The organism is Amycolatopsis heterodermiae (assembly GCF_034929455.1).
GTDB lineage: Bacteria > Actinomycetota > Actinomycetes > Mycobacteriales > Pseudonocardiaceae > Amycolatopsis > Amycolatopsis heterodermiae.
This window is the reverse complement of sequence record NZ_JAYFSI010000025.1, coordinates 1-20,735: the sequence shown is the minus strand read 5'-3', so window position 1 is coordinate 20,735 and position 20,735 is coordinate 1. Positions and strand designations below refer to the sequence as shown.

23 protein-coding genes are annotated in these 20,735 nt (G+C 71.4%); 9 read left to right on the top strand and 14 right to left on the bottom strand.

Annotated features, from left to right (window positions below; genetic code table 11):
* Positions 1-10: 10 nt before the first annotated feature.
* The 6 genes from VA596_RS49300 to VA596_RS49275 all read right to left on the bottom strand — a co-directional run bounded on the left by VA596_RS49300 (position 11) and on the right by VA596_RS49275 (position 4,579).
* Positions 11-925: a hypothetical protein gene (locus tag VA596_RS49300; protein ID WP_323337735.1), complete on the bottom strand. Its 915-nt coding sequence runs from the start codon at positions 923-925 to the stop codon at positions 11-13.
* Positions 922-1,152 carry a hypothetical protein gene (locus tag VA596_RS49295; RefSeq protein WP_323337734.1) on the bottom strand — a complete coding sequence of 77 codons (231 nt, stop codon included), beginning with the start codon at positions 1,150-1,152 and terminating at the stop codon, positions 922-924. The genes VA596_RS49300 and VA596_RS49295 overlap by 4 nt, the downstream gene beginning before the upstream one ends.
* A gap of 235 nt (positions 1,153-1,387) precedes the next feature.
* Positions 1,388-2,293, bottom strand: coding sequence for a haloalkane dehalogenase (locus VA596_RS49290; RefSeq protein WP_323337732.1), 906 nt, complete (start codon positions 2,291-2,293; stop codon positions 1,388-1,390).
* 69 nt (positions 2,294-2,362) lie between these two features.
* Positions 2,363-2,815, bottom strand: a complete 453-nt coding sequence (locus VA596_RS49285) for a DUF350 domain-containing protein (protein ID WP_323337730.1) — start codon at positions 2,813-2,815, stop codon at positions 2,363-2,365.
* Between the two features lie 45 nt (positions 2,816-2,860).
* Entirely contained in the window at positions 2,861-4,027 is a 1,167-nt protein-coding gene (locus tag VA596_RS49280) for a glutathionylspermidine synthase family protein (protein WP_323337728.1), read from the bottom strand.
* Complete coding sequence (locus VA596_RS49275; RefSeq protein WP_323337726.1) at positions 4,028-4,579, bottom strand: hypothetical protein; 552 nt, start codon at positions 4,577-4,579, stop codon at positions 4,028-4,030. It abuts the gene before it with no gap.
* Between the two features lie 154 nt (positions 4,580-4,733).
* Here VA596_RS49275 and VA596_RS49270 point away from each other — a divergent pair, with 154 nt between their 5' ends.
* The 3 genes from VA596_RS49270 to VA596_RS49260 all read left to right on the top strand — a co-directional run bounded on the left by VA596_RS49270 (position 4,734) and on the right by VA596_RS49260 (position 6,716).
* Entirely contained in the window at positions 4,734-5,774 is a 1,041-nt protein-coding gene (locus VA596_RS49270; RefSeq protein WP_323337724.1) for a septum formation family protein, read from the top strand.
* The gene (locus VA596_RS49265; protein ID WP_125305989.1) at positions 5,774-6,124 is read left to right on the top strand and encodes a metallopeptidase family protein; all 351 of its coding nucleotides are present in this window, start codon (positions 5,774-5,776) and stop codon (positions 6,122-6,124) included. Before VA596_RS49270 ends, VA596_RS49265 begins: the two co-directional genes overlap by 1 nt.
* A gap of 106 nt (positions 6,125-6,230) precedes the next feature.
* Entirely contained in the window at positions 6,231-6,716 is a 486-nt protein-coding gene (locus VA596_RS49260) for a hypothetical protein (protein ID WP_323337721.1), read from the top strand.
* On the opposite strand, the gene VA596_RS49255 is transcribed toward VA596_RS49260, so the two are convergent.
* The 3 genes from VA596_RS49255 to pheA form a co-directional block, all read right to left on the bottom strand.
* Positions 6,713-7,357, bottom strand: a complete 645-nt coding sequence (locus VA596_RS49255) for a DUF4232 domain-containing protein (RefSeq protein ID WP_323337719.1) — start codon at positions 7,355-7,357, stop codon at positions 6,713-6,715. The two genes, VA596_RS49260 and VA596_RS49255, sit on opposite strands and share 4 nt — an antisense overlap.
* Before the next feature lie 122 nt (positions 7,358-7,479).
* Positions 7,480-8,097, bottom strand: a complete 618-nt coding sequence (locus tag VA596_RS49250) for a histidine phosphatase family protein (RefSeq protein ID WP_323337717.1) — start codon at positions 8,095-8,097, stop codon at positions 7,480-7,482.
* Entirely contained in the window at positions 8,094-9,002 is a 909-nt protein-coding gene (pheA, locus tag VA596_RS49245) for a prephenate dehydratase (protein WP_323337715.1), read from the bottom strand. The genes VA596_RS49250 and pheA overlap by 4 nt, the downstream gene beginning before the upstream one ends.
* A 98-nt stretch (positions 9,003-9,100) precedes the next feature.
* Here pheA and VA596_RS49240 point away from each other — a divergent pair, with 98 nt between their 5' ends.
* From VA596_RS49240 to VA596_RS49230, 3 genes are all read left to right on the top strand, one after another.
* Positions 9,101-9,781, top strand: a complete 681-nt coding sequence (locus VA596_RS49240) for a macro domain-containing protein (protein ID WP_323337713.1) — start codon at positions 9,101-9,103, stop codon at positions 9,779-9,781.
* Between the two features lie 114 nt (positions 9,782-9,895).
* Positions 9,896-10,828, top strand: a complete 933-nt coding sequence (gene coaA, locus VA596_RS49235) for a type I pantothenate kinase (RefSeq protein ID WP_323337711.1) — start codon at positions 9,896-9,898, stop codon at positions 10,826-10,828.
* 210 nt (positions 10,829-11,038) lie between these two features.
* Positions 11,039-11,287 (top strand): hypothetical protein, encoded by a 249-nt coding sequence (locus tag VA596_RS49230; RefSeq protein ID WP_323337779.1) that lies wholly within the window; start codon positions 11,039-11,041, stop codon positions 11,285-11,287.
* On the opposite strand, the gene VA596_RS49225 is transcribed toward VA596_RS49230, so the two are convergent.
* The 3 genes from VA596_RS49225 to VA596_RS49215 all read right to left on the bottom strand — a co-directional run bounded on the left by VA596_RS49225 (position 11,257) and on the right by VA596_RS49215 (position 15,307).
* Positions 11,257-12,768 carry a hypothetical protein gene (locus VA596_RS49225; RefSeq protein ID WP_323337709.1) on the bottom strand — a complete coding sequence of 504 codons (1,512 nt, stop codon included), beginning with the start codon at positions 12,766-12,768 and terminating at the stop codon, positions 11,257-11,259. The genes VA596_RS49230 and VA596_RS49225 overlap by 31 nt on opposite strands.
* Before the next feature lie 186 nt (positions 12,769-12,954).
* Complete coding sequence (locus VA596_RS49220) at positions 12,955-14,298, bottom strand: hypothetical protein (protein ID WP_410172003.1); 1,344 nt, start codon at positions 14,296-14,298, stop codon at positions 12,955-12,957.
* An 88-nt stretch (positions 14,299-14,386) separates the two neighbouring features.
* Entirely contained in the window at positions 14,387-15,307 is a 921-nt protein-coding gene (locus VA596_RS49215) for a nitrate- and nitrite sensing domain-containing protein (RefSeq protein WP_323337707.1), read from the bottom strand.
* A 136-nt stretch (positions 15,308-15,443) separates the two neighbouring features.
* On the opposite strand from VA596_RS49215, the gene VA596_RS49210 reads away from it, so the two are divergent.
* Complete coding sequence (locus VA596_RS49210; protein WP_323337705.1) at positions 15,444-15,761, top strand: nucleotide pyrophosphohydrolase; 318 nt, start codon at positions 15,444-15,446, stop codon at positions 15,759-15,761.
* Here VA596_RS49210 and VA596_RS49205 read toward each other — a convergent pair.
* Together VA596_RS49205 and VA596_RS49200 are read right to left on the bottom strand one after the other, a co-directional pair.
* The gene (locus VA596_RS49205) at positions 15,758-16,096 is read right to left on the bottom strand and encodes a DUF3024 domain-containing protein (protein ID WP_323337703.1); all 339 of its coding nucleotides are present in this window, start codon (positions 16,094-16,096) and stop codon (positions 15,758-15,760) included. The genes VA596_RS49210 and VA596_RS49205 overlap by 4 nt on opposite strands.
* Positions 16,093-17,472 carry a 3'-5' exonuclease gene (locus VA596_RS49200; RefSeq protein ID WP_323337701.1) on the bottom strand — a complete coding sequence of 460 codons (1,380 nt, stop codon included), beginning with the start codon at positions 17,470-17,472 and terminating at the stop codon, positions 16,093-16,095. Before VA596_RS49200 ends, VA596_RS49205 begins: the two co-directional genes overlap by 4 nt.
* A gap of 194 nt (positions 17,473-17,666) precedes the next feature.
* On the opposite strand from VA596_RS49200, the gene VA596_RS49195 reads away from it, so the two are divergent.
* Positions 17,667-18,449, top strand: coding sequence for a thermonuclease family protein (locus VA596_RS49195; protein ID WP_323337700.1), 783 nt, complete (start codon positions 17,667-17,669; stop codon positions 18,447-18,449).
* Positions 18,450-18,463: 14 nt separating this feature from the next.
* Positions 18,464-20,734, top strand: a complete 2,271-nt coding sequence (locus VA596_RS49190) for a helicase-associated domain-containing protein (RefSeq protein ID WP_323337698.1) — start codon at positions 18,464-18,466, stop codon at positions 20,732-20,734.
* Position 20,735: the final 1 nt, after the last annotated feature.

The window sequence follows — 20,735 nt, the reverse complement described above, 5'->3', positions numbered from 1 at the left end:
TTCCCTCCCCCTAGTCCGACTTACCCATGCCGCCGTCGCCGACGAGGTCGTGGTCGCTCATTCCAGCCAGGTTCGGGCGAGCAGAAACGATCTTGTCCTTGTTCCCGTGCACAGCTTCGGTCAACGCTTGCACCCGTTGCGCGATCTGCTGGGTCTCGACCTCCTGAATGTGCTTGGCGAGCTCGTCGACACCCTGCTTCATCGAGCTGATGATCGCCTCGGCCGAGTCTCCGGACGCCGTCAGCCCGGCCACGCCCGCACCACCCACCGACGCGAGCGCCCCGATCGCGGCGAGCGGCACGACACCCCCGGTCGCGACCGCGACGACCACTCCACCGATCGCACTGACCGCGGAGAGCACCGAGAAGTCGAAGGTCCACTGGTTCTTGCCGCAGCCACCGGCGTTGTCGAGGGCGTTCTTCGTGTTCTCCGCGATCTTGTCGATGTCGGCGCGTGCCCGGAGCCACATCTCCCGGTGGGCCTGCAGGATGCCCTTGAGGATGGACAGCACGGTGAACTGGTTCCCGGCGATCGACCTGAAGGTGTCGACGAAGTTGGCCTTGAAGGCCATCGCGGCGTCCCCGGTCCAGCCTTGCAGGTATCCACCGTCGGTCGTCATCTTGTCCAGGTGCGGGTTCACGAACGTCACGTCGCTGCTGAGTTCCGTGTTGTTGACGGAACCGGTGTTCAGCTTCGCCATCGCCGCGTTCAAGTCGGCGATCAACGGGTCGTACCCGGCCGGATCGGGCAACCTGGAGAACGGCTCGAACATCGATTCGATGAAAGCGTAGGACCGCCGGATGGCCTCGGGGTCGGGGTTCGCCCCGGACTGCGTCGCCTTTTTCTGGGCGATCTCCCTCGCCGTCAGGGCAACGGCCTTGTCCGTGATATCCCTGGCGTGCTGCATGAGCTGGTCGAAACTCACAGCTTGCCGCCTAGTTCCGGGTCGTTCTGCGCACGACGGTAAAGCTCGTCGTGCGCCGCCTGATCTGTCGCGGCGTAGTGCTGCGCCGCCTTGTCCAGCACGATGGCCGTGTCGTCCAGGTTGGCCTTGGTTTCCCCGATGAAACCCATCACGGTGTCGTGCAGGTCCAAATACGCCTGGTACACCGGCCCGAGCGCGTCGCCTCCGAACTGCTCCGGGCGTCGCATGCGTCTCCGTAGTCGGCCGACACGGTCGGGAAGTCCACCTTCGCGACCTTTTCCAGCTCGTACAGATCGACGCCGAACTCTTTACCTCGATGAACCATGTTTCCCCCTCGGTCCCCGGTTCGTTGACCCGACTGTAGCCGAGGAGTCACCATGAGGTACCGGGTTCAGGCAGACGCAAGAACGGAGGGCACCGATTCCGTCGGTGCCCTCCGCTTGCGTGGAAAACGGGGGCTGCTCAGCCCCGGATGAAGCGCACCACGTGTTCGGCCAGTTCCTCGCCTGCGTCTTCCTGCAGGAAATGGCCCGCGCCCGCAATCACCGGGTGCTCCAGGCCCTGCGCGCCCTTCAACGACCGCTGCAGGACCGGGGCCAGACCACCCGTGATCGGGTCGCCGTCGGAGAAGGCCACCAGGAACGGCAGTTCCAGTTCGGTCAGGACTTCCCACGCGGAGCGGTTGGCCGCCGACGCCGGGTTGTCCGGCTGGTAGGGCACCAAGCCCGGCATCGCCCTCGGCGCGGCCTTGTACATCTCGTTCGGGAAGGGCGCGTCGTAGGCCGCGCGCACCTCGGGCGTCAGCGACGTCTTGCAGCCCGACTGGACGAACCGGGCGACGTCCAGCACCTGGGCCTTCTCGATGGCCTCGCGGAAGGCGTGCCACACCGCCGGCATGTCGTGGTCGCCGGTCGGCAGGCCCGTGTTGGACGCCACCACGCGCGCGAACCGTGAGGGGTGCTCCGCGACCAGGCGCAGGCCGATCAGGCCGCCCCAGTCCTGGCCGACGAGCGTGACGTCCCGCAGGTCCAGTGCGTCGAACGCGAACCCGCGCATCCACTCGACGTGCCGGGCGTAGGTGTGGTCGACCATGTCGCCGGGCTTGTCGGACCGGCCGAAGCCGACCAGGTCGGGCGCGATGGCGCGCAGGCCGGCCGCGGCCAGCACGGGCAGCATCTTGCGGTAGAGGAACGACCAGCTGGGCTCGCCGTGCAGGAGCAGCACGGGCGGGCCGTCCGCGGGGCCGGCCTCGACGTAGCCGACTCTGATCACGCCGCCGTGCGGGTCGTCGAGCTCGACGTACCGCGGCTCGAAGGGGAAGTCGGGCAGGTCCGTGAACCGGTCGTCCGGTGTCCTCAGCAGGCGCACGAACTCCACGCTAGTGGGAACAAGAGAGCCGGGCCACGCACGTGGCCCGGCTCACCTGGATGCCGCGAGTCAGGAAATGCCGACCGCCACGACGAGGCCCAGCCCGATGTGCGCGGCCGCGACGACGATGCTCACCGGGGCGAACTTCTCGCTCTCGATGGTCGACGCCACGTCGATGCGGGTCGCCCACTCCAGCAGCCGGACGGCGATCACCTGGACGACGATCCCGAGCAGGCCGTAGACGAGCGAGGTGATCAGGCCCTCGGTGAGGTCGCTCGCCGAGTTGAAGATCGCCACGACGACGATGAACGCCATCGAGAGCAGCCCGGACGCGGTCACGATCACCGCGTTCGGCAGACCCTGCGTGACCAGCTTCGACAGCTTGCCGGGCGTGGTCCAGTCGATGGCGTAGAAGCCGGCGAACATCAGCAGCAGGCCGATGACGCCGTAGAGCAGGATCGCGCCGATCCCCCGCACGAGGTCGGAGCCGAACGTGTCGGACAGCGCAAGGGTCGTGTTCACGAGTTGTCTCCCAGGAGAAAAGAGCTGATCAGCGACGGTGTTGTATCACGACTCGGGGATGCGATGTGGGACAAATGCCGCACCGTCGTCGGTGACCAGCCCGCCGGTCTCCCGGATGCCCAGTCCCGCGGAGCTGTCGCCGACGATCCACGCGCCGAGCGCCGGCCGGTAGCCGTCGAACTCGGGCAGCGGGTCGAAGGCCTGGTAGACGAACCCTTCGGCGCCGTAGACGCCGTCGGTCTGGGTCTCGTAGCCGGTGGCGACGATCTGGACGTTCGCCCCCTCGCGGCCCAGCTTGGGCTTGCGGACGTACTCGGTGAGGATGCCGGGGTCGTCGGCGAACGCGGGCAGCAGGTTCGGGTGGCCCGGGTAGTTCTCCCACAGGACCGCCAGCAGCGTCTTGTTGGAGAGGATCATCTTCCAGAGCGGCTCGATCCACAGCGTCCGGGGCAGCGACTCGACGGCGTTGCGGCCGAACTCCTCGTCGACCACCCACTCCCACGGGTACAGCTTCAGGACGGTCGCCATCTGCTGCTCTTCGAGGTCGACGAACCGCTTGAGCACCGGGTCCCAGCCGATCTCCTCGATCGCCAGGCCCACCGTGTCGAGGCCGGCCTCGGCCGCCGTCTCCTGCAGGTACGCCGTGGTGACGTTGTCCTCGCCGGACGGGTCGGCCGCCGACCAGGTGAAGTGCAGCTCGTTCGACGGCAGCTTCTCCTGCAGGAACGCCCACCGCTCGACGAGCTTCTCGTGGATCGAGTTCCACTGGTCGTCGTCCGGGAAGACGTCGGTCTTCCAGTGCCACTGGAGCAGCGAGGCCTCCAGCAGCGTCGTCGGCGTGTCCGCGTTGTACTCGAGCAGCTTCGCCGGCGACTTGCCGTCGTAGCGCAGGTCGAACCGGCCGTAGACGTGCGGGTCCTGCCGCTTCCACGACTCCGCGATGTGCGGCCAGACCCATTCCGGGATGCCGAAGCGCTGGTAGCCCTCGGTCGTCACGACGTTGTCGACGGCCTCCAGGCACATCGAGTGCAGCAGTTCGACGTCGGCTTCGAGCGAGAGGACCTCGTCCATGTCGAAGACGTAGTGCACGGACTCGTCCCAGTACGGCCGCACCCGGCCGCTGCTGTCACGGGCCGGCGTGCCGTAGACGAGCCCCTGCTCCTCGACGATCCGCTGCCAGTCGCGCCGCGGCTCACGCCGGTCCCGGTACACCTAGGATCCCCCGCTCTTGCCGGTGCCGCCGGTGCTCCCGGTGCCGCCGCTCTTGCCGCTGATGCCGAAGCCGCCGCGCTGGACGGACTTGCCCGACTTGGTGTTGACGCTGGTCCGCGACGACGGCGCGTCGTACGAACCACCCGACACGCGCTGGCCGATGGTGCCGGTGCCGCCGTAGTTGTAGCGGTAGCTGTTGTAGCCGCCCCCGCCGATCGGCAGGAACAGGAAGCCACCACTGGAGTACCCGCCGTGACTGGTCACGTAGGTCTCGTCGCAGTTGTCGTCGCCCTGGACGATGCCGTTCGAGTCGGTGCAGACGGCGGTGACGTCACCGGCCGGCTTGGCGACCGCGTAGAACGTCGCGACCAGGCCGACGAGCCCGACCGTGACACCGCTGCCGATGAGGATCTTGCGCCGGGTGGCCGCCTTGGCGTCCGCCTGACGGGCCAGCTCCTCGTCGCGTTCTTCCTGGGCGAGCGCCTGCTGACGGGCTCGCTGTTCGGCCAGCGAAGGCTCGCGGGGCTGCGTGTTCGAGTCCTGGAACCTCATGGAACCGCGCTTCGGCGGCTCCGGGGGCGGCTGGTCCCCAGTGTTGTTGTCCTGCGTCATATACGCTCCGTAATCACCGGCCACCACGAAACCGTGACCACCCTAACCACCCGGATCGCGCACGTCTCGCGCGACGCGGGCATCATGGACTGCGATGTCTTCCAGCGCCGATCGGTTCCCCTCCGCCTCGCAGACGCTGCGCACCCGCGTCGTGATGGGCGGGATCTTCGCGGGCGCGCTCATCGCGCTCGCCCTCAGTGTCGTCTTCTCTTGGGGCGGCGGCATCACAGGCGGCGTCGGCGGAGGTGCCGGCAAGCTGTCGGCGGCCGCCGAAGAAGCCTTCCACTCACCCCCCGGCAGCTGCCTGACCTGGGACAACCCGGACGCGAGCGACGCGCGCAAGGTCGCCTGCACCGAGCCGCACCTGTTCGAAGTGACCACGCTCGTCGACATCGGCGCCCAGTTCCCGGAGGGCGCGCCGACGCCGACGCTGGAGCAGTGGCAGCAGATCGCCCAGCAGAAGTGCACCGCCGACGTGAAGCCGTACCTCGGGCACAACCTCGATCCGTACGGAAAGCTCACGACGAACCTCCTGCGCCCGACGACGTCGCAGTGGGACGACGGCGACCGCCAGCTGCGCTGCGGCCTGCAGTGGGCGGGCCCGGCCGGCAAGCTGCTGCCGACGAAGGGGCCGGCGAAGCAGCAGGACCAGTCGCTGGCCTTCGATCCCGGCACCTGCCTGGCGCTGCAGGGCAAGGGCGTCGGCGACCCGATCGACTGCGCCAAGCCGCACTCCTACGAGATCGTCGCGACCCTCGACCTCAAGTCGAAGTTCAAGGACGCCTACCCGTCGCAGGACGACCAGAAGAGCTGGCTCGACACCGAGTGCACCAAATCGGCGTCCGACTACACCGGCGGCGCCGACCTCGACGCCAAGCACCTGATCCTCAGCTGGGACCTGCGCGAGCAGGAGAGCTGGGACGCCGGCTCGACCAAGGTCAACTGCAAGGTGGCCGCGCTCCTGCCGGACAAGAGCGGCCTGCAGGCCGTGACCGGCAGCATCAAGGCCGCGCCGGCCGGCGCCGACAGCGGCCAGCCGGGTGACGGCCCGCCCGCCGACGGCCCGCCTTCGGACGGTGGCGGCGGCCCGGCGACGTCGAGCTCCGCGCCGCCGACCTCGAAGCAGAACGGCTGATGCCCGTCGAGATGAGCCGGGAGCGGTTCGAGGAACTGGTCTCGGAGGCCCTGGACGAGGTGCCGCCGGAGTTCGCGAAGGCGATGGACAACGTCGTCGTGCTGGTCGAGGAGTTCAACGACGAGGCGCCGGACATCCTCGGGCTCTACCACGGGATCGCGCTGACCGAGCGGACGTCGTCGTACGGCGGGGTGCTGCCCGACCGGATCTCGATCTACCGGCAGCCGATCCTCTCGATGTGCGAGGACGAGGACGAGGTCGTCGAGGAGGTCCTCATCACCGTCGTGCACGAGCTGGGCCACCACTTCGGCATCGACGACGCCCGCCTCCACGAGCTCGGCTGGGGCTGACCCGCACCGCGCTGGATGACGAATCGGCCTCAGCCGGGGCCTCGGGGCACCAGGATCCGCAAATGTGAGCTGAAATACCTCATCACCCAGGTGGTGGGAGGCGGATATGCGCACCATGGACACCGGCACCGACGCCGAGCCCGACTACGACGAGCCGGCGGCCGACTCCGGCGACGCCGGCGAGGTCGCGGCGCCCGTGCCGCAGTCGCGCCGCATGCTGGTGCTGTGCGCCGTGGCCGGCTTCGTCCTCGGCGGCGGCGTGCTCGGCCTGCTCTGGAGCCTGTCCGGGGTGCACGCCGGTGCCCTCGACGACGCCCTCGCGGCGTGCCAGGCGCTCGACCGCGTCGGCGAGCTGCCCGACACGAGCCGGGACGAGCATCCGTCGCTGACCCCGGGCCTCACGCCGGAGCGGCTCCACCGGATGACCGCCGCACGCGAGCTCTCCGCGGCGGCGGCCCAGGTGAACGCCACCTACCAGCCGCTGGCCGACCACATCGACGGTGTCAGCCGGATGGTGCTCAGCCTGCACTTCAACGACATCTCCGGGCAGCGGCACCTGGTGCAGGCCCAGGAGATCTGCGGCCGCCTCTAGGCGGGGTGCACCGTCTTCACCGCGAGCTGGTTGCCCGGGATCTTGGTGCTCGCGCAGCCCGTGCCCGGCGCCGGCACGAAGTTCGACGCGGTCTCCTGCGGCAGGTAGATCCGCAGGCCCTTGACATCGGTCGGCTGGCAGGTCGCGGAGTCGAAGTTCCGCACGTTGACGAACTGGATGTCGGCGACCGCGGACTGGCCCGGGTTCAGCTTGACGGCGTTGCCCTTGCTGCCTTCGCGGAAGGCGTCCTTGCCGACCTGGTGCCCGTCGGTGCCGCCGACGTAGGAGACGCCGGGGAAGCCCTGGATCTCACACGGCTTGCCGCTGGAGTTCGTGATGACCAGCGAGCGGTACAGCGAGCCGGCACCGGCGTCACCCTGGCCGAGCGCGAGCTTGACGTCCCCGGACTTGCAGAGCCCGTTGTCCGCGGGCGCGGCGACCGGTGAGGACGACGCCGGTGCCGGGTTGCTGGTGCTGGGCGGCGCGGTGGGGGCCGTCGACGAGGTCGGGGACTCGGACGTCGACGGCGTGGACGTGCTCGCCGCCGGGGTGGTCCCGCCACCGCCGCAGGCGCTGAGCGCCAGAACGCCCGCGGAAGCCGCGACGACCGGCAGCAAGCGCGAAAGCTTCGTCCGAACCATTTTCAATCGCCTCCCTGGTGTGGTGCTGCTGGGTAGACGCACGGATCAGCGGCAGGTTGGTTCAGTTGTTAATTCCCCACCGAAAGTGTCCTAAACGTGACAGCATCACACTTTCGTGACGGTCAGAGTGGCGTATCGACCCAGGTCAGGCAGTGCCACTGCCCCTCGGGCCGCGCCAGCAGCTCGACGATGCCCGTGTTCGGGATCAGGGCCGCGTTGGCGACGTCGGCGTGGACGTTCGGGGCCAGCCACTCGGCACCCAGCCGGATCGCGCCACCGTGGCTGACCAGCGCGACCACCCCGTCCGGGTCGGCCTGCTCGTGCTTGGCCCGCAGGCCGCCCACGGCGTCGAGCATCCGCGTGCGCACGCTCGTGCCGCTCTCACCGCCGGGCAGTGACGGCTCCAGCTCGCCGAGCGTCCACTTCCGCACGGTGTCCATGTAGACGCGGATCGACGCGTGGTCGGTGGCGCCCTCCAGGTCACCGGCAACGACCTCGTGCACGCCGTCGACGACCTGCACCTCCAAGCCGAACTGCGCGGCGAGCGGCGCGGCGGTCTGCTGGGCCCGGGTCGCCTGCGACGCGTAGACCGCGACCACCGGCTCCCCCGACAGGCGGCCGGCGAGGTCCACGGCCTGCGACTGCCCCAGTTCGGTGAGCGGCGGGCCAGGCAGTGCGGTGTCGAGCGCGCCGCGGACGTTCCCCTCGGTCTGGCCGTGGCGGATGAGCAGCAGCCTCACGCCAGGTCCCCCTTGCGGACGGCGTCGGCCCACACGGACGCGTCCACGAAGTCGTCGTTGCCGAAGCCGGGTTCGATCGTGGGGCGGACCCGGTCGGCCCGCGGGTGCGAGCCGAGGAAGCGCAGGGTGCGGCAGTGCCGGCGCAGCGCGGTCAGCGCGTCGAGGATCCGCGGCTCGGCCACGTGGCCCTCGAAGTCGATGAAGAAGCGGTACTCGCCGAAGTTGTTGCGGGTCGGGCGGGCGTCGAGGCGGGTTAGGTTGATCCCACGGTCGGCCAGCGCGGTGAGCAGCTCGGCGAGCGTGCCGGTGCGGTTCACCGCGGCGGCCACCACCGACGTCCGGTCGGCGCCGGTCGGCTCCGGCAGGTCGCCCGGCGGGCGGACCAGCAGGAACCGGGTCGCCGCGTCGGTGACGTCGGCGACCTCGGTGGCCAGCACCTCGAGGTCGTAGTGCTCGACGGCGACCGGCGCGCAGACCGCGGCGTCGAAGTCGCCCTGGAGCACGCCGACCGCGGCCGCCGCCGTCGAGGACGACGCCACCGGGTTCGCGCCGGGCAGGTTCGCCTCCAGCCAGTCGCGGACCTGGGCGAGCGCGTGCGGGTGGCTCGCTACGGTCCGGATCTCGCGGTCACCCGGACGGGTGAGCACGCTGAAGTGGACCGGCAGGATCGCTTCGGCGACGGCGACCAGCGGCGTCGACTCGCTGAGCGCGTCGAGCGTCGTGGGGACGACACCTTCGACCGAGTTCTCGATGGGGACGCACGCGGCGTCCGCCTCGCCGTTGCGGACGGCCGTCATCGCCAGCCGGACGGTCTCGACCGGAACCAGCTCTTCGCCGCCGGCGAGGATCCGCGCGGCCTGTTCGGTGAAGGTCCCCTGGGGGCCGAAGTATGCGATCCGTGACACAACACCCAGGTTACGGGGCCCATGCGTGGCGACTTTCACTCGGACAGCCGGTACCGGCACCGGTTACGCCGGGTGGCATTTTTTGCGATGCTAGGAGCGTGACCGCCGACTCGGGCACGCACACCGGCCGAGAGGGCACCCACCCGCCGGTTTCCCCTCGCTCCCCGGAGCTGGTGCTGTGCGCCGTCGATGAACCACTCGCCACCGCCTGGACCACCGCTGCCGAAACAATGACAACCGGGGCTTCGCCCCGGGCCGGGGGCTTCGCCACCCGGACCCCCCAAAGAGGGGTGGCGGGCCGGGTCCGGGTGCACCGCGGGTCGGTCCTCGACGTCGTCGCCCAGGCCGTGGTCAGCCCGGCGAACTCCTACGGCTGGATGCGCGGCGGCATCGACGCCGTCTACGCGCGGGCGTTCCCCGGCGTGGAACAGCACGTCCGCAGCGCCGTACTGGCGTTTCACGGCGGTGAGCTGCCGATCGGCGAGGCCGTGATCGTCGCGACGGGCGAGGCCGAGCCGGCGTGGCTGATCAGCGCGCCGACCATGCGGGAGCCCGGCGAGCTGCTGCCGCCCGACACCGTCCACCCCTACCTCGCGGCGCGCGCGGTGTTCTTGAAGTGGCGGGACGGCGAGCTGGACCACGGCCCGGTCCGCGAGTCCGTCGAGACGATCGCGATGCCCGGGCTCGGCACCGGCATCGGCGGGGTGGACCCGGCGACGTGCGCGCGCCAGGTCGCGGCGGCCTGGGACGACGTCTTCGGGAATCGTCACCCGCGGTGATCACCCCAAGATAGGGGGTGGACTACATCACAGCGCGTTCACCGGCCGTAAGCCCTACCGTTAATCGAGCAGGTGAACGTCCGCCAGTGCAGGCGACGGCCGGAGGAGTGTGCGATGACCCGGGTCCGCGAACTCAGCCCCTATGTCGAGCTGCACCGGGAACAGTGGAAGGAACTGCGAAGTTCGACGCCGTTGCCGCTGACGGCGGACGAGCTGCTGCGCCTGCGCGGCCTCGGTGAGCAGGTCGACCTGGCCGAGGTGGCCGACGTCTACCTCCCGCTGTCCCGCCTGATCAACCTGCAGGTCGCCGCGCGCCAGCGGCTCTACGAAGCGACCACGACGTTCCTCGGTGACGACTCCCGCGGCACGAAGGTCCCGTACGTCATCGGCATCGCCGGGAGCGTGGCGGTCGGCAAGTCGACCACGGCCCGCGTCCTGCGCACGCTGCTCGCCCGCTGGCCGGACCACCCGCGGGTCGACCTCGTCACCACCGACGGGTTCCTCTACCCGGGCGCCGAGCTGCAGCGCCGCGGGATCATGCACCGCAAGGGCTTCCCGGAGAGCTACGACCGCCGCGCGCTGCTGCGGTTCGTCACCGACGTCAAGTCGGGCGCCGAGCGCGTCGCCGCGCCGGTGTACTCGCACCTGGCCTACGACATCCTGCCCGGCGAGGAGCAGGTCGTGCAGCAGCCGGACATCCTCATCCTCGAGGGCCTGAACGTGCTGCAGCCCGGCCCGCGGCTGATGGTGTCGGACCTGTTCGACTTCTCGATCTACGTCGACGCCCACACCGACGACATCCAGCGCTGGTACGTCGAGCGGTTCCTGAAGCTGCGGCACACGGCGTTCGCGGACCCGGCGTCGCACTTCCACCACTTCGCCGGCCTGCCCGACGACGAGGCCCGCGCCGAAGCGAGCCACCTCTGGCGGACGATCAACGAGCCGAACCTGATGGAGAACATCAAGCCGACCCGCCCCCGGGCGACGCTGGTGCTGCGCAAGGACGCCGACCACACCATCAACCGCGTCCGGTTGCGCAAACTCTGACACCGTCACCCCGGACGTTCACCCACATGTCGTCTTTTCCACTGTGGGCGAACGGCCGAGCACGCGTTGTCGCTCTCGGCGCTCGTTTCTCGGCCGATCGGCCGAGGCGGCGCGTCCAGGCGTAACCGGTTGGCCGATACCGGAGGCCCGTTCCGGAAGCGACCCTGAAGGAGTCAGGAAAACGGCTCTGAGCTGGGGAGGAGGCCCGCGATGTTCACGATGATCCTCACGTGGGTCGGTGCGGTGCTCGGTCTGGCCCTGTTGATCGCGATGGCCGCCGGAACGTTCGTCGTCGACTTCGACGACCGGTTGCAGGAGCGCCGCCGGAAGACTGTGACCTCCGGGGCTACGCCCCGGGCCGGGGGCTTCGCCACCCGGACCCCCAAAATCTCGGGTAGCCGTCGAACCGGCGGGCCCCATCACCTGAGTCAGCCCAGTTCGGCCAGCGCTTCCAGGTAACCGTCGGCGTCGTATTCGAGCTCTTCCGATTCGAGCAGCGTGCCCGCCAGCGCGTCGATCAGCTGGTCGAAGATCTCCACGCGGTCCAGCTCGCCCTCCTGCAGGCGCTGCACGGCCTGCCAGGCTTCGGCGGGCTCGTCCTCCCACAGCTGGTCGACGACGGTGGCGCGCAGCACCAGCCGCTCTTCTTCCTCGTCCTCGTCCGCCTCGGCGATGACGAGCGCGCGGCGCTGCTCGGGGTCACCCGGGTCGAGGTCGACCTCCTCGTCGCCGATCTCCGCCGTCAGCGACGGGACGGCGAACATCCGGCGTTCCAGCGCGTCGGCCAGCTCGGACGGCGACAGGTCGCCGACGTCGCCGAAGTAGCGCTCCAGCGGGGAGTCGTCCTCGTCGTTGTACTCGCCCAGGTACTCGGCGACGGCCTCTTCGAGGGCCGCGGTCGCCGTCTCGGTCAGGCCCTCCCGCTCGGCCGCCCACTGCGCCCAGGCCAGCACCACCGGCTCGACGGCGTCCTCGTGGTCGGCGTCGAGCTCGTACTCCTCGCCCAGCAGGCCTTCGAGGAACCGCGCGAGCTTCTCCGGGCCGACCCGCAGCGGGTTCGCCGGGTCGGTGCGCAGGCCGTGCTCCAGCAGCAGGCTGCCGATCGCGCGCGCCGCGTCGGCGTCCTCACCGCTCGCGACGACGAACTGCTCGACGACGGCCGCCCGCTCGTCGGCGGACCACTCGGACACCTCGGGCACGAGCGACGGCTCCGGCAGGGCGCGGCACCAGGTGAGCGCGACCGCGTGGAAGCGCGCGTAGTCCTCGCTGACGTCGGCCTCGTCGAGGTGGTCGGTCGCGTCGAGGCCGTCGGCGATCAGGCGGTGCGCGTCGGCGGGGTCGACGGCCTCCAGCACGACCAGCTCCGGGTCGGCTTCGGCCTGGTCCCGCATCTCCTTGAGGACCTCGCCGGGCTGGTCGATCACCACGAGGTCGCGCACCCGGCCGCCCTCGGTGAAGTCCAGCAGCGCGAGCAGGCCGTGGACCTGGTCGCCGTGGGCGAACACGATCAGCAGCGACGACTCGTCGCCGTAGACGTCACCGGTGCGCCAGCACTCGCCCGCGGTGACCCGGCCCAGCCCGCCGGCCCATGGCGGCGCGGGGATCCCGCGGCCGAGGACGGTCTCCAGTCCGGCGTCGGCGGCCTTGCGCTCGACGTCGGTCTCCGCGACGACGGCCAGCGCGGCCAGCAGCGCGGCCGCGCCCGGCGTGATCTTGCGCTGGGCGAAGGCGATCAGCTCCAGGCCGAGCGGCTCTTCGCCGTCTTCGACCGGCACGTCGTGGAATTGCCCGAGCACCTCGGAGGCGAGCAGTTCGACGTCCACCGCCGCCGGGTCGGCGCCCAGCGCCGAAAAGTCGTTCAGGACGTCCTTGAACAGACCGGTCACGCTGTGCGTGACGGGTTGGGGGGCCTTCTTGCGGGCGCGACTCACCGGGCTCATGGACTCATGTTTTCATCGGGGCTCTGAGCAGGTCGCGGTGGCCCTGGCGCGGGTCCCGCCGGCTGCTCGACGGGGAGGCGCCGAGCCGGACGGCGGAACAGGGCCACCGCGACATCACTGGCCAGAAGCGGTGTGACCGCCTTGGCGGGCTCGATGCCGGATGCACGTGCAAACCGGTTCAGCCGGTCAACGAGCCGCGCGCGGCGAGGTTACGGCTTTCGGCAACGCGATGCGCGCGGTGCGGATTTCCGTGATCAGCCGGGTTTTCCGCTTGTGGGTTTCCGCCAGCGCGGCGAGGTAAGCGGTGAATTCGTCCGGTGTCCCGGCACGCTTGTGCAAGGTGCGCAACAGCTTCAGGCGGCGCGCGGCCTCCTGGTAGGCCTGGGGGTCCTTCCGCTCGATCAGCTCGTCGACCTCTTCGCGGAACACCGGGATCGTCTCGGCCGGGTGCTCGGCCGCTCGCAGCTCGGCCAGCTCCCGCGTGACCTGCGGCGACGCCCCGAACCGGACGCAGGCGCGCCAGGCTTCGTCGGCGCGACCGTCCTCCAGCAGGAGGCGGGCCAGCTCGTCGGCGTGCTCGACGCCCTCCCCGGCCAGCTCGCGCAGTCGGGCCAGCGCGGCCCGGCGCTGGACCGGCCACTTCCCCGCGTCCGTCGCGGCTTCGCGCAGGGCGGCGTAGGTCTCACGGCCGGGTTTCGCGTCGAACTCCTTGCGGCGCCGTGAAACGTCGTCGTCCTCTTCGGGCGGTTGTGGCGGCTCGGGTGCGGGGACGTTCTTGTGCGGCGTGAGCGCGCGGGCGGCGTGCGCGATGGCCTCGCTGTGGCGCCCCGCGGCCCGCAGCACGCGCACGATCTTGAGGCTGACCTCGCGGCGCGGCGGCTTGGCCGACAGGATCGCGACCAGCCCGTCGACGTCGCCGAGCACCTCGGCCAGTTGCTCCTGCAGCCGCTCGGCCACGTCCCGCCGGTGGCCGGGCCCGCTCGCGGCGAGCACATCGTCCACAGTGGACTTGATCCGGCGCAGGCCGGGCTCGCCCAGCGGCGCCGCGAACTCGGCGAGGTCGATGGCCGGGCGGCCGGGGCCGTCGAACTCGACCTCGAGGATCCAGTCGGCCAGCTTCTCCGGGTCCGGCGGCCGGGCGGCGCACGCGCGGGCGTACAGCTCGGCGGCCCGGTCCAGGCGTTCGCCGAGGTCACCGGGGTGGTCGCCGGCCTGTTCGTACATCTCGCCGATGTCGTCGACCGTGCGGCGGGCCAGCGGCGCCAGGTCGGCGCGGCTGCCGACGTCGAGCATCCGCTGCAGCGTGTCGAGGACCGCGCCGACCTTCGCGGTGTACTCGACGTTCCCGTCGGTCACCGCGGTGTCCAGCAATCGGTGCGCTTCGCTGACGTCACCGGATTGGGTCGCGGCGCGCAGTTCGAGCGAATGTCGTAGCTCAGGGTCGCGCTCGGCCTGGGCGTGCAACAGGTCCGCCAGCGTCTCCGCGTCCAAAGTGCGCAGGTAGGGGCGAAGATCCGAGGGGGGACTCACGCGCACCAGTCTGCCCGACGGTGCCGTCGCGGCGTGTGGGCCAACCGCGTGCTCTTTTCGGAGCAATCCATGACTCTCCGTGAGATCGTCATCGGCGTCGCAGGTCCTCGAACACGGCTTTCTTCGGCCACGGTTCCGGCGCCCGCGGCTCCGGTGACCGTGTGTGCCGGGGTCGCGGGATGGCCGTCCGGACCGTCGGCACCATGATCGGCACGACCGGCACCGGCACCCGCGCCACCAGCCGCCGCACGACGACCAGCAGGAGGACGGCGGAGAGCAGGATCGCCGTGCTCGCGGCGAGCGCGCCGGCGAGGGTGCGGCGGCCGTCGTCGAGGGTCAGCTGGACGGCGTACTGGCTCTGGCGGCTGTAGAGCACGCCGAGCTGCTGCGAGACGCTGTACGCGGCGCTGCGCCAGGTGGATTCGGGGATGGGCAACGGTTCGGCGGCGATGAGGGCGTCCTCGACGGCGGCCAGCGTGCTCCATTCGGCGCTGCGGGTGATCGACTCGTAGGCCTCCCGGCCGGTCTCCGTCAGCTGCCCGGAGAGCTGCGCGAGCTGGGCCCGGTAGGCGGCCACGGCGGTGGTGAACGACCGCCGCGTCACGCTGTCCAGGCCCGCCAGCGCGAGGGAATCGGCGCGGTACATGCCTTCCGCCACGCAGAGCAGGTCGACCGCGGTGGTCTGCTGGTAGGCGGATTCGGCGTCCGGCGCGCGGCGCGCGTAGTCGCGCAGGCCGGCGATCGTGGTGTCGATCCGCTGGGTGAAAATCGCGTACGCCGAAGCCCGGTGGTCGGGTGTCGCCATGGCCTCGCCCCGCTGCGCCTGCAACGAGACCACCGCGCGGGCCGTCCGGTCCGCCGCGGCCGCCGTCTCGGTCGCCTGCTCGCGCGTCCGATCCGCTTGGTGGATCAGGAAAGCGGCGATCACGAGCGCGACGACGACGAGCGCGACCCCGGGGACGAACGCGATGCCCAGCATGCGTCCGCGCACGGATCGCAGGTACTTCAAGACGTTCCTTTCCCAGCACCTGGCCCCGCAAGCATTCCCGACGACGGTCAACCTATTGAGTGAGAGATTCACCGGTCAACGTCAGTCCGCCATACGGCCGTTAGCGGTCCGTGACGACCCGGGGAGAATCGGCCGCGTGACCTTCGACGACGTGACCCGGCGGCTGCGCGGCTTCGCGGCCGCCCGCTCCTGGGAGCCGTTCCACACCCCGAAGAACCTCGTGATGGCGCTGTCCGGCGAGGTCGGCGAGCTGACCTCGCTGTTCCAGTGGCTGACCCCCGAGGAGTCCGACGCGTGGCGCGCGGATCCGGCCCTGGAAGCGAACGTGCTGGACGAGATCGCCGACGTCACGCTGTACCTGCTCCAGCTGGCTGACCGTCTCGGCGTCGACCTGGCCGAAGCGGCGCACGCGAAGATCGACCGCAACGAGGTGCGCTTCCCGCCGCCGGCCTAGCCCCAGAAGATGCCGTTGGGGTTGCGGTCGATCTCGGCCAGCAACGCCGGCGGCGTACTGGCGACCGGCGCGTCCGGATAGGTCAGCCAGGTGCCGTTCCGGTCGGCCCAGCGCACCGACCAGATCCCGTACTCGTCCAGGCGCAGCTGAGCGATCTTCTGCTCGGTCCACTCCGGCCCGGCCTGCGGCCGCCACGGCGCCCGGCACTCCACGATCGTGACGGTCCGCCCCCGCGTCCGGCACTCGACCCGGACCTTGTCCAGGACCCGCTCGGGGACCCGCTGGGCGCACCACCGTTCGATCTGCCGCAGCGCGAGTTCCGGAATCGCCGTCATGCCCCCAGTGAACCCGATCCCGGCTCGGCCATCCACCAGCCACCGAGCAACGCTCCGACACCCAGGACGGCGAACACGATCCCGCCCGCCAAGGCCGCGCCGCCGAACATCGAGATGACGACGACGAACATCAGCAGCAGCCCCACACCCATCAGGATCCGCCCGCCGACGCGCTTCCCCGGCGCGGTCACGGCAGGCCGGGCCGCCGGCGGGGCTTCGAACCCGAGCGCGAACGGCGCTTCCCGGACCCCGAGCACGACCGCGCCCAGCTCGGCGGCCCGCGCGAGCCGCGGCTCGTTCGCCGGCACCGTCGCGTCCGTCACGAGGTGCGTGACGCTCCCCGTCAGCTTCTTCGCCAGCTGGACGCCCTCCCCGAGCACGCGGGCGCGCAGCCGGTCCGCGGCGGCCGTCGTGCCGAGCACCAGGACCCGGGTCGGCTTCGGCCCGTTGGACGGCCCGAAACCGCCGAGGTCGACGCCGAGCGCGGTGGCCACCTGACGCAGTTCCCGCGCCTCCGCCGCCGTCACGACGCCGTCCCCTTCCGCGACCGCGCGCACCGCCGCCACGAACCGCTCGTGCGTCGCGCGCACCCGGGCCTCGTCCCACCCCGCTTCGGCCGCCAACGCGGCCAGGGCCGCCACCTCGGGCGGCGAGAGGTGCTGGTCGGCGACGACGCCGGCGAGCAGGTCCAGGTACGCGTCCTCGCCGTCGACCCGGTCGACGGCCTCGGCCATCCACCCCGGCTCGACCGGCGCGACGTCGGCGCGCGGGCGCATCGGTCCCTCGGCGAACGTGGCCAGCGCGGGCAGCGCCGGTGCGACGGCGAACGTGCAGCCGTGCCGTCCGAAGAGGCTGGTCGCCAGCCGCGCGACCGTGCGCGCGCCGCTCAGTGCCGACTGACCCGGCCTCGGCACCCCGAAGGCGCCGGCGACCGTGGCGAGCCGGAAGTTGGGCAGCCGGACGGCGGACCGCGCGGCGGCCAGCACGTCCACGCCCGGCAGCACCGGCACGCGGGCGCCGAGCCGCGCGGCCTCGCTGCTCAGGAAGGCCGTGAGGAACGGCAGGTCGTGGGCCACGACGACACTGCCGCGGCAGAGGTTCAGCAGCGACCCCAGCACCGCGCCGAACGACGGCGCGCCGTCCAGGTCCTCCCGCGTGACGCCGTGCAGGACGACCGGGCCGGGCGGCACGCCGGGCCCCGGGTCCACGAGGGTCGTCAGCTCACCGGTCACCACGCCGTCGGCGCGGACGCGCACCGCGGCCAGTTCGACGACCCGGCCCGGGCGCAGGCCGGTCGTCCGGATCTCCAGGGCGGTGAAGTCGATGCCCTGCGCGGGGTAGCCACCGGCCCCGAGCAGCGGGAGGGATTCGATCACGTCCGCCAGGTCGTTTCCCCGCTCGGGTTCGTGACGCTTTTTCGCGACGGAAACGCTGTTCGTGACGTGATCGTGACGGTGACATTCCGCCGGATAACGACTGGTGGTCGATCACGGTCCGCGGCGTAACAACGGCGGGAGATTTCCCGAGTACACCGTCGGCACGTCGCGTTCGAGGAACGAGGGAAACCGGCATGAAGCGCCTACCGAATTGGCTGAAGATCGTCCTGGCCGCTTTCGGCGTCCTGTTCGTGCTCGGCGCCGTCTTCGGGAAGGCACCCGAGCCGAAGCTCGCCGCCGCCACCCCGCCGGCCACGGCTCCCACCAGCGCGACCAGTGCGACGCCGACCCCCACGCCCGTCGCCGTGACCTACACGGTCGGGACCGTGACGGACGGCGCGAACGTCGTCGTGAACGGCAGTGACGGCACCAGCAAAACGGTCCGCGTGCTCGGCGTCATCGCCCCCGTCACCAGCACCGGTTGTTACGCGGCCGAATCGCTGGCCTGGGCCACGTCGACCCTTTACGGGAAAACCGTCCAGCTCGGCGCGGAAACGGTGGACGGCGTCGCCGTGACACTGGCCGGCGGGCAGGATTACGCGGCTCTCGCCATCCAGAACGGTTACCTCAAGTACGCGACGAGTGCCGCGGCCCCGGCGCTCGCGGCCGCCGAAACCACGGCGCGCCAAGCGACCAGCGGCCTGTGGGCGCCGCCGTGCAACGGCGCCATCGACGTCCCGGCACCGACCCCGACCCCCACGCCGCAGCCGCCCGCGCCGGAGACCAAGGCCGCGCCGCCGAAGCCGGCGCCCGAGCCGACCACCGAAGAAGCACCGGCCCCGGAACAGGATTCCGCCGCGTACTACAAGAACTGCTCCGCGGCCAAGGCCGCCGGCGCCGCGCCGCTGCACCGCGGCGAGCCCGGCTACCGGCCGGCGCTCGACCGCGACGGCGACGGCGTCGCCTGCGAACGGTGATCTAGCCTGGGCCGATGACCACCGCCGACGGACTGCTCAGCCGGCTCGCGGGCCTCGACCGGCAGGGCCTGGCGACGGTGCTGGCCCACCGGCCGGACGTGCTCGAGGAGCCGTGGCCGCGGCGGCTGGACGTCGTCGCCGCGCGGCTCGCGTCGGCGGCCTCGGTGAACGCGGCCCTGCTCGGGCTGACGACGCCGCACGCGCAGGTGCTGCGGGCCCTCCAGCTGTGTCACGCGCTGGGGTCGCAGCCGGCGCCGGTCGCCGAGGTCGCCCGGTTGCTCGGCGCGGAACCCGCCGTCGTCGAGTCCTTTGTGGACGCTCTCGAAGAGCGGGTGCTGGCCTGGCGCGAACCCGGCGGCGTCACGCTGCCGGAACTGCTGCACGCGACGAACTTCCGCCCGGACGGCCTCGGCCAGCCGGCCGCGGACCTGCTCGGCGAGCTCGGCACGACGCGGCTCGCGCAGCTGTCACGGGCCGTCGGGCTGCCGGCCGACGGACGGCGGGCGGAGCTGCTGCTCGGCCTCGTGCGGTTCTTCCGGGACGCCGACGGCGTGCGCGAACTCGCCGCAACCGCGCCGGAGCCGGTGCGGAAACTGTTGCGGGACATGGCCGAGGGCGTTCCCGAGATCAACTCCGTGACACCGCTGCCGGGCACGCCGGAGGCCTGGGCGTTCGAACACGGCCTGCTGTTCGCGACGTACTACGGCAGCGCCGCGATGGCCGTCGAGGTGTCGCTGGCCCTGCGCGGGCCGGAGCACCACCTGTCGTTCACGCCGTCGGAACCCGCATGCCCGCTGACGCAGGTCGGCGCCGAAGCGGCCGAAGCCTCGTCGTCGGCCGCCGCCCTGCGCCTGCTCGACCGCGTCTCGGCGATCCTCGAACTCGCCGCCGCAGAGCCGTTTCCGCTGCTCAAGGACGGCACGATCGGGTCGCGGCTGATCAAGAAGGTGGCCAAGGACACCGGCGGCACCGCCGAAGAGATCGAGCTGGCCATCGACCTCGCCGTGCAGACGGGTCTGCTGCTGGTTCAGGAGCCCGACCCGCCGCGGCGCGGTCAAAAGGCGGCCCCGCCGACGCTCGAACCGGACCCGGACGTCGTCCGGCCCGCCCCGGCGCTGCTGCACCGCCTGCTGCTGACGACCTGGTGGGAGCCGGCCCGCCCGGACACCGGCACGCAGGTGCGGCAGCTGGTCGTGCGGCTGCTGGCGCGGCTCGAGCCGGGCACCGGGATCACCGGCGCGGACGCGGTGACGGAGCTGGCCACGTGGCACGCGCCGATGCTGGTGACCGACGAATTCGCCGGACAGGTGGCCGCCGCGCTCGTCGAGGGCGAGCTGCTGGGCGTCTTCGCGCACGGCGCCGTCACGGCCGCCGGGCGTGCCCTGCTCGCCCCGGAAAAGCTGGTGGAAGTCACCGAAGAGCTGGTTTCTCGCGCCCGCACGACGGCGTTGTTCGGCACCGACCTGACCGCGATCGTGCCCGGCTCCCCCGACGCGCGGCTCGCCACGCTGCTCGACCGTGCCGCCGACCGCGAGACCCAGGGCACGGCGACCAGCTGGCGGTTCTCGCCGTCGACCGTCCGGCGGGCCTTCGACCAGGGCGTGACCGCCGCCGAGCTGCTCGGTGAGCTGGGCGGGATCGCCTCCGGCGAGCTGCCGCAACCGCTGGTGTACCTGGTGAACGACGTCGCGCGGCGCCACGGCGAGGCGCAGGTGCTGGACGTCGCGAGCGTCGTCGTCGGCGAGCCGGCCGTGCTCACCGAACTCGCCGCGCACCGCAGGCTCGCGAAACTCGGCCTGCGTGCGGTGGCGCCGACCGTCCTGACGTCCACTGTGGACGCTGCCGGCACGCTCGAGGCGTTGCGCGAAGCCGGTTACGCGCCGACCCACCACGCCGGTGACGGGAGCATCGTGCTGCCGTCCCGTGAGCAGGCCGAACCGAAGGTCACCATCGGCGTCCAGGAGGCCACCGACCGGCCGTTCGACCCGCTGGACCACGCGGACCGGCTGCTGGCGGCCCCGCCGACCGGCCCGAACCTGCACCGCGGGCAGCTCGCGCGGGCGATGAGCGACCGCTACGCGGGGCGGCTCACGCCGAAGCAGCAGCAGCTCTGCTGGCAGCTCGAAGCCGGGATTCCGGTGGACGTCGTCTACCGGGCGGACGGTGCCGAGCCCGCCCGGCTGGTCGTCGCGTACCCGGAGCTGGACGGCGCCGTGCTCGACGTCTGGTCGCTGGACGACCACGGGTACCGCCGGCTCGAACTGGCGCGGATCGACCTGGCCTAGG

Excerpts from the sequence above, each read along its gene's own strand:
- VA596_RS49190 (WP_323337698.1), top strand. The coding sequence starts at position 18,464 with ATGACCACCGCCGACGGACTGCTCAGCCGGCTCGCGGGCCTCGACCGG.
- VA596_RS49225 (WP_323337709.1), bottom strand. The coding sequence starts at position 12,768 with ATGAGCCCGGTGAGTCGCGCCCGCAAGAAGGCCCCCCAACCCGTCACG.
- VA596_RS49295 (WP_323337734.1), bottom strand. The coding sequence starts at position 1,152 with ATGCGACGCCCGGAGCAGTTCGGAGGCGACGCGCTCGGGCCGGTGTAC.
- VA596_RS49255 (WP_323337719.1), bottom strand. The coding sequence starts at position 7,357 with ATGGTTCGGACGAAGCTTTCGCGCTTGCTGCCGGTCGTCGCGGCTTCC.
- VA596_RS49260 (WP_323337721.1), top strand. The coding sequence starts at position 6,231 with ATGCGCACCATGGACACCGGCACCGACGCCGAGCCCGACTACGACGAG.
- VA596_RS49275 (WP_323337726.1), bottom strand. The coding sequence starts at position 4,579 with ATGAGGTTCCAGGACTCGAACACGCAGCCCCGCGAGCCTTCGCTGGCC.
- VA596_RS49230 (WP_323337779.1), top strand. The coding sequence starts at position 11,039 with ATGTTCACGATGATCCTCACGTGGGTCGGTGCGGTGCTCGGTCTGGCC.
- VA596_RS49195 (WP_323337700.1), top strand. The coding sequence starts at position 17,667 with ATGAAGCGCCTACCGAATTGGCTGAAGATCGTCCTGGCCGCTTTCGGC.
- VA596_RS49265 (WP_125305989.1), top strand. The coding sequence starts at position 5,774 with ATGCCCGTCGAGATGAGCCGGGAGCGGTTCGAGGAACTGGTCTCGGAG.
- coaA (WP_323337711.1), top strand. The coding sequence starts at position 9,896 with ATGACCCGGGTCCGCGAACTCAGCCCCTATGTCGAGCTGCACCGGGAA.
- VA596_RS49205 (WP_323337703.1), bottom strand. The coding sequence starts at position 16,096 with ATGACGGCGATTCCGGAACTCGCGCTGCGGCAGATCGAACGGTGGTGC.
- VA596_RS49270 (WP_323337724.1), top strand. The coding sequence starts at position 4,734 with ATGTCTTCCAGCGCCGATCGGTTCCCCTCCGCCTCGCAGACGCTGCGC.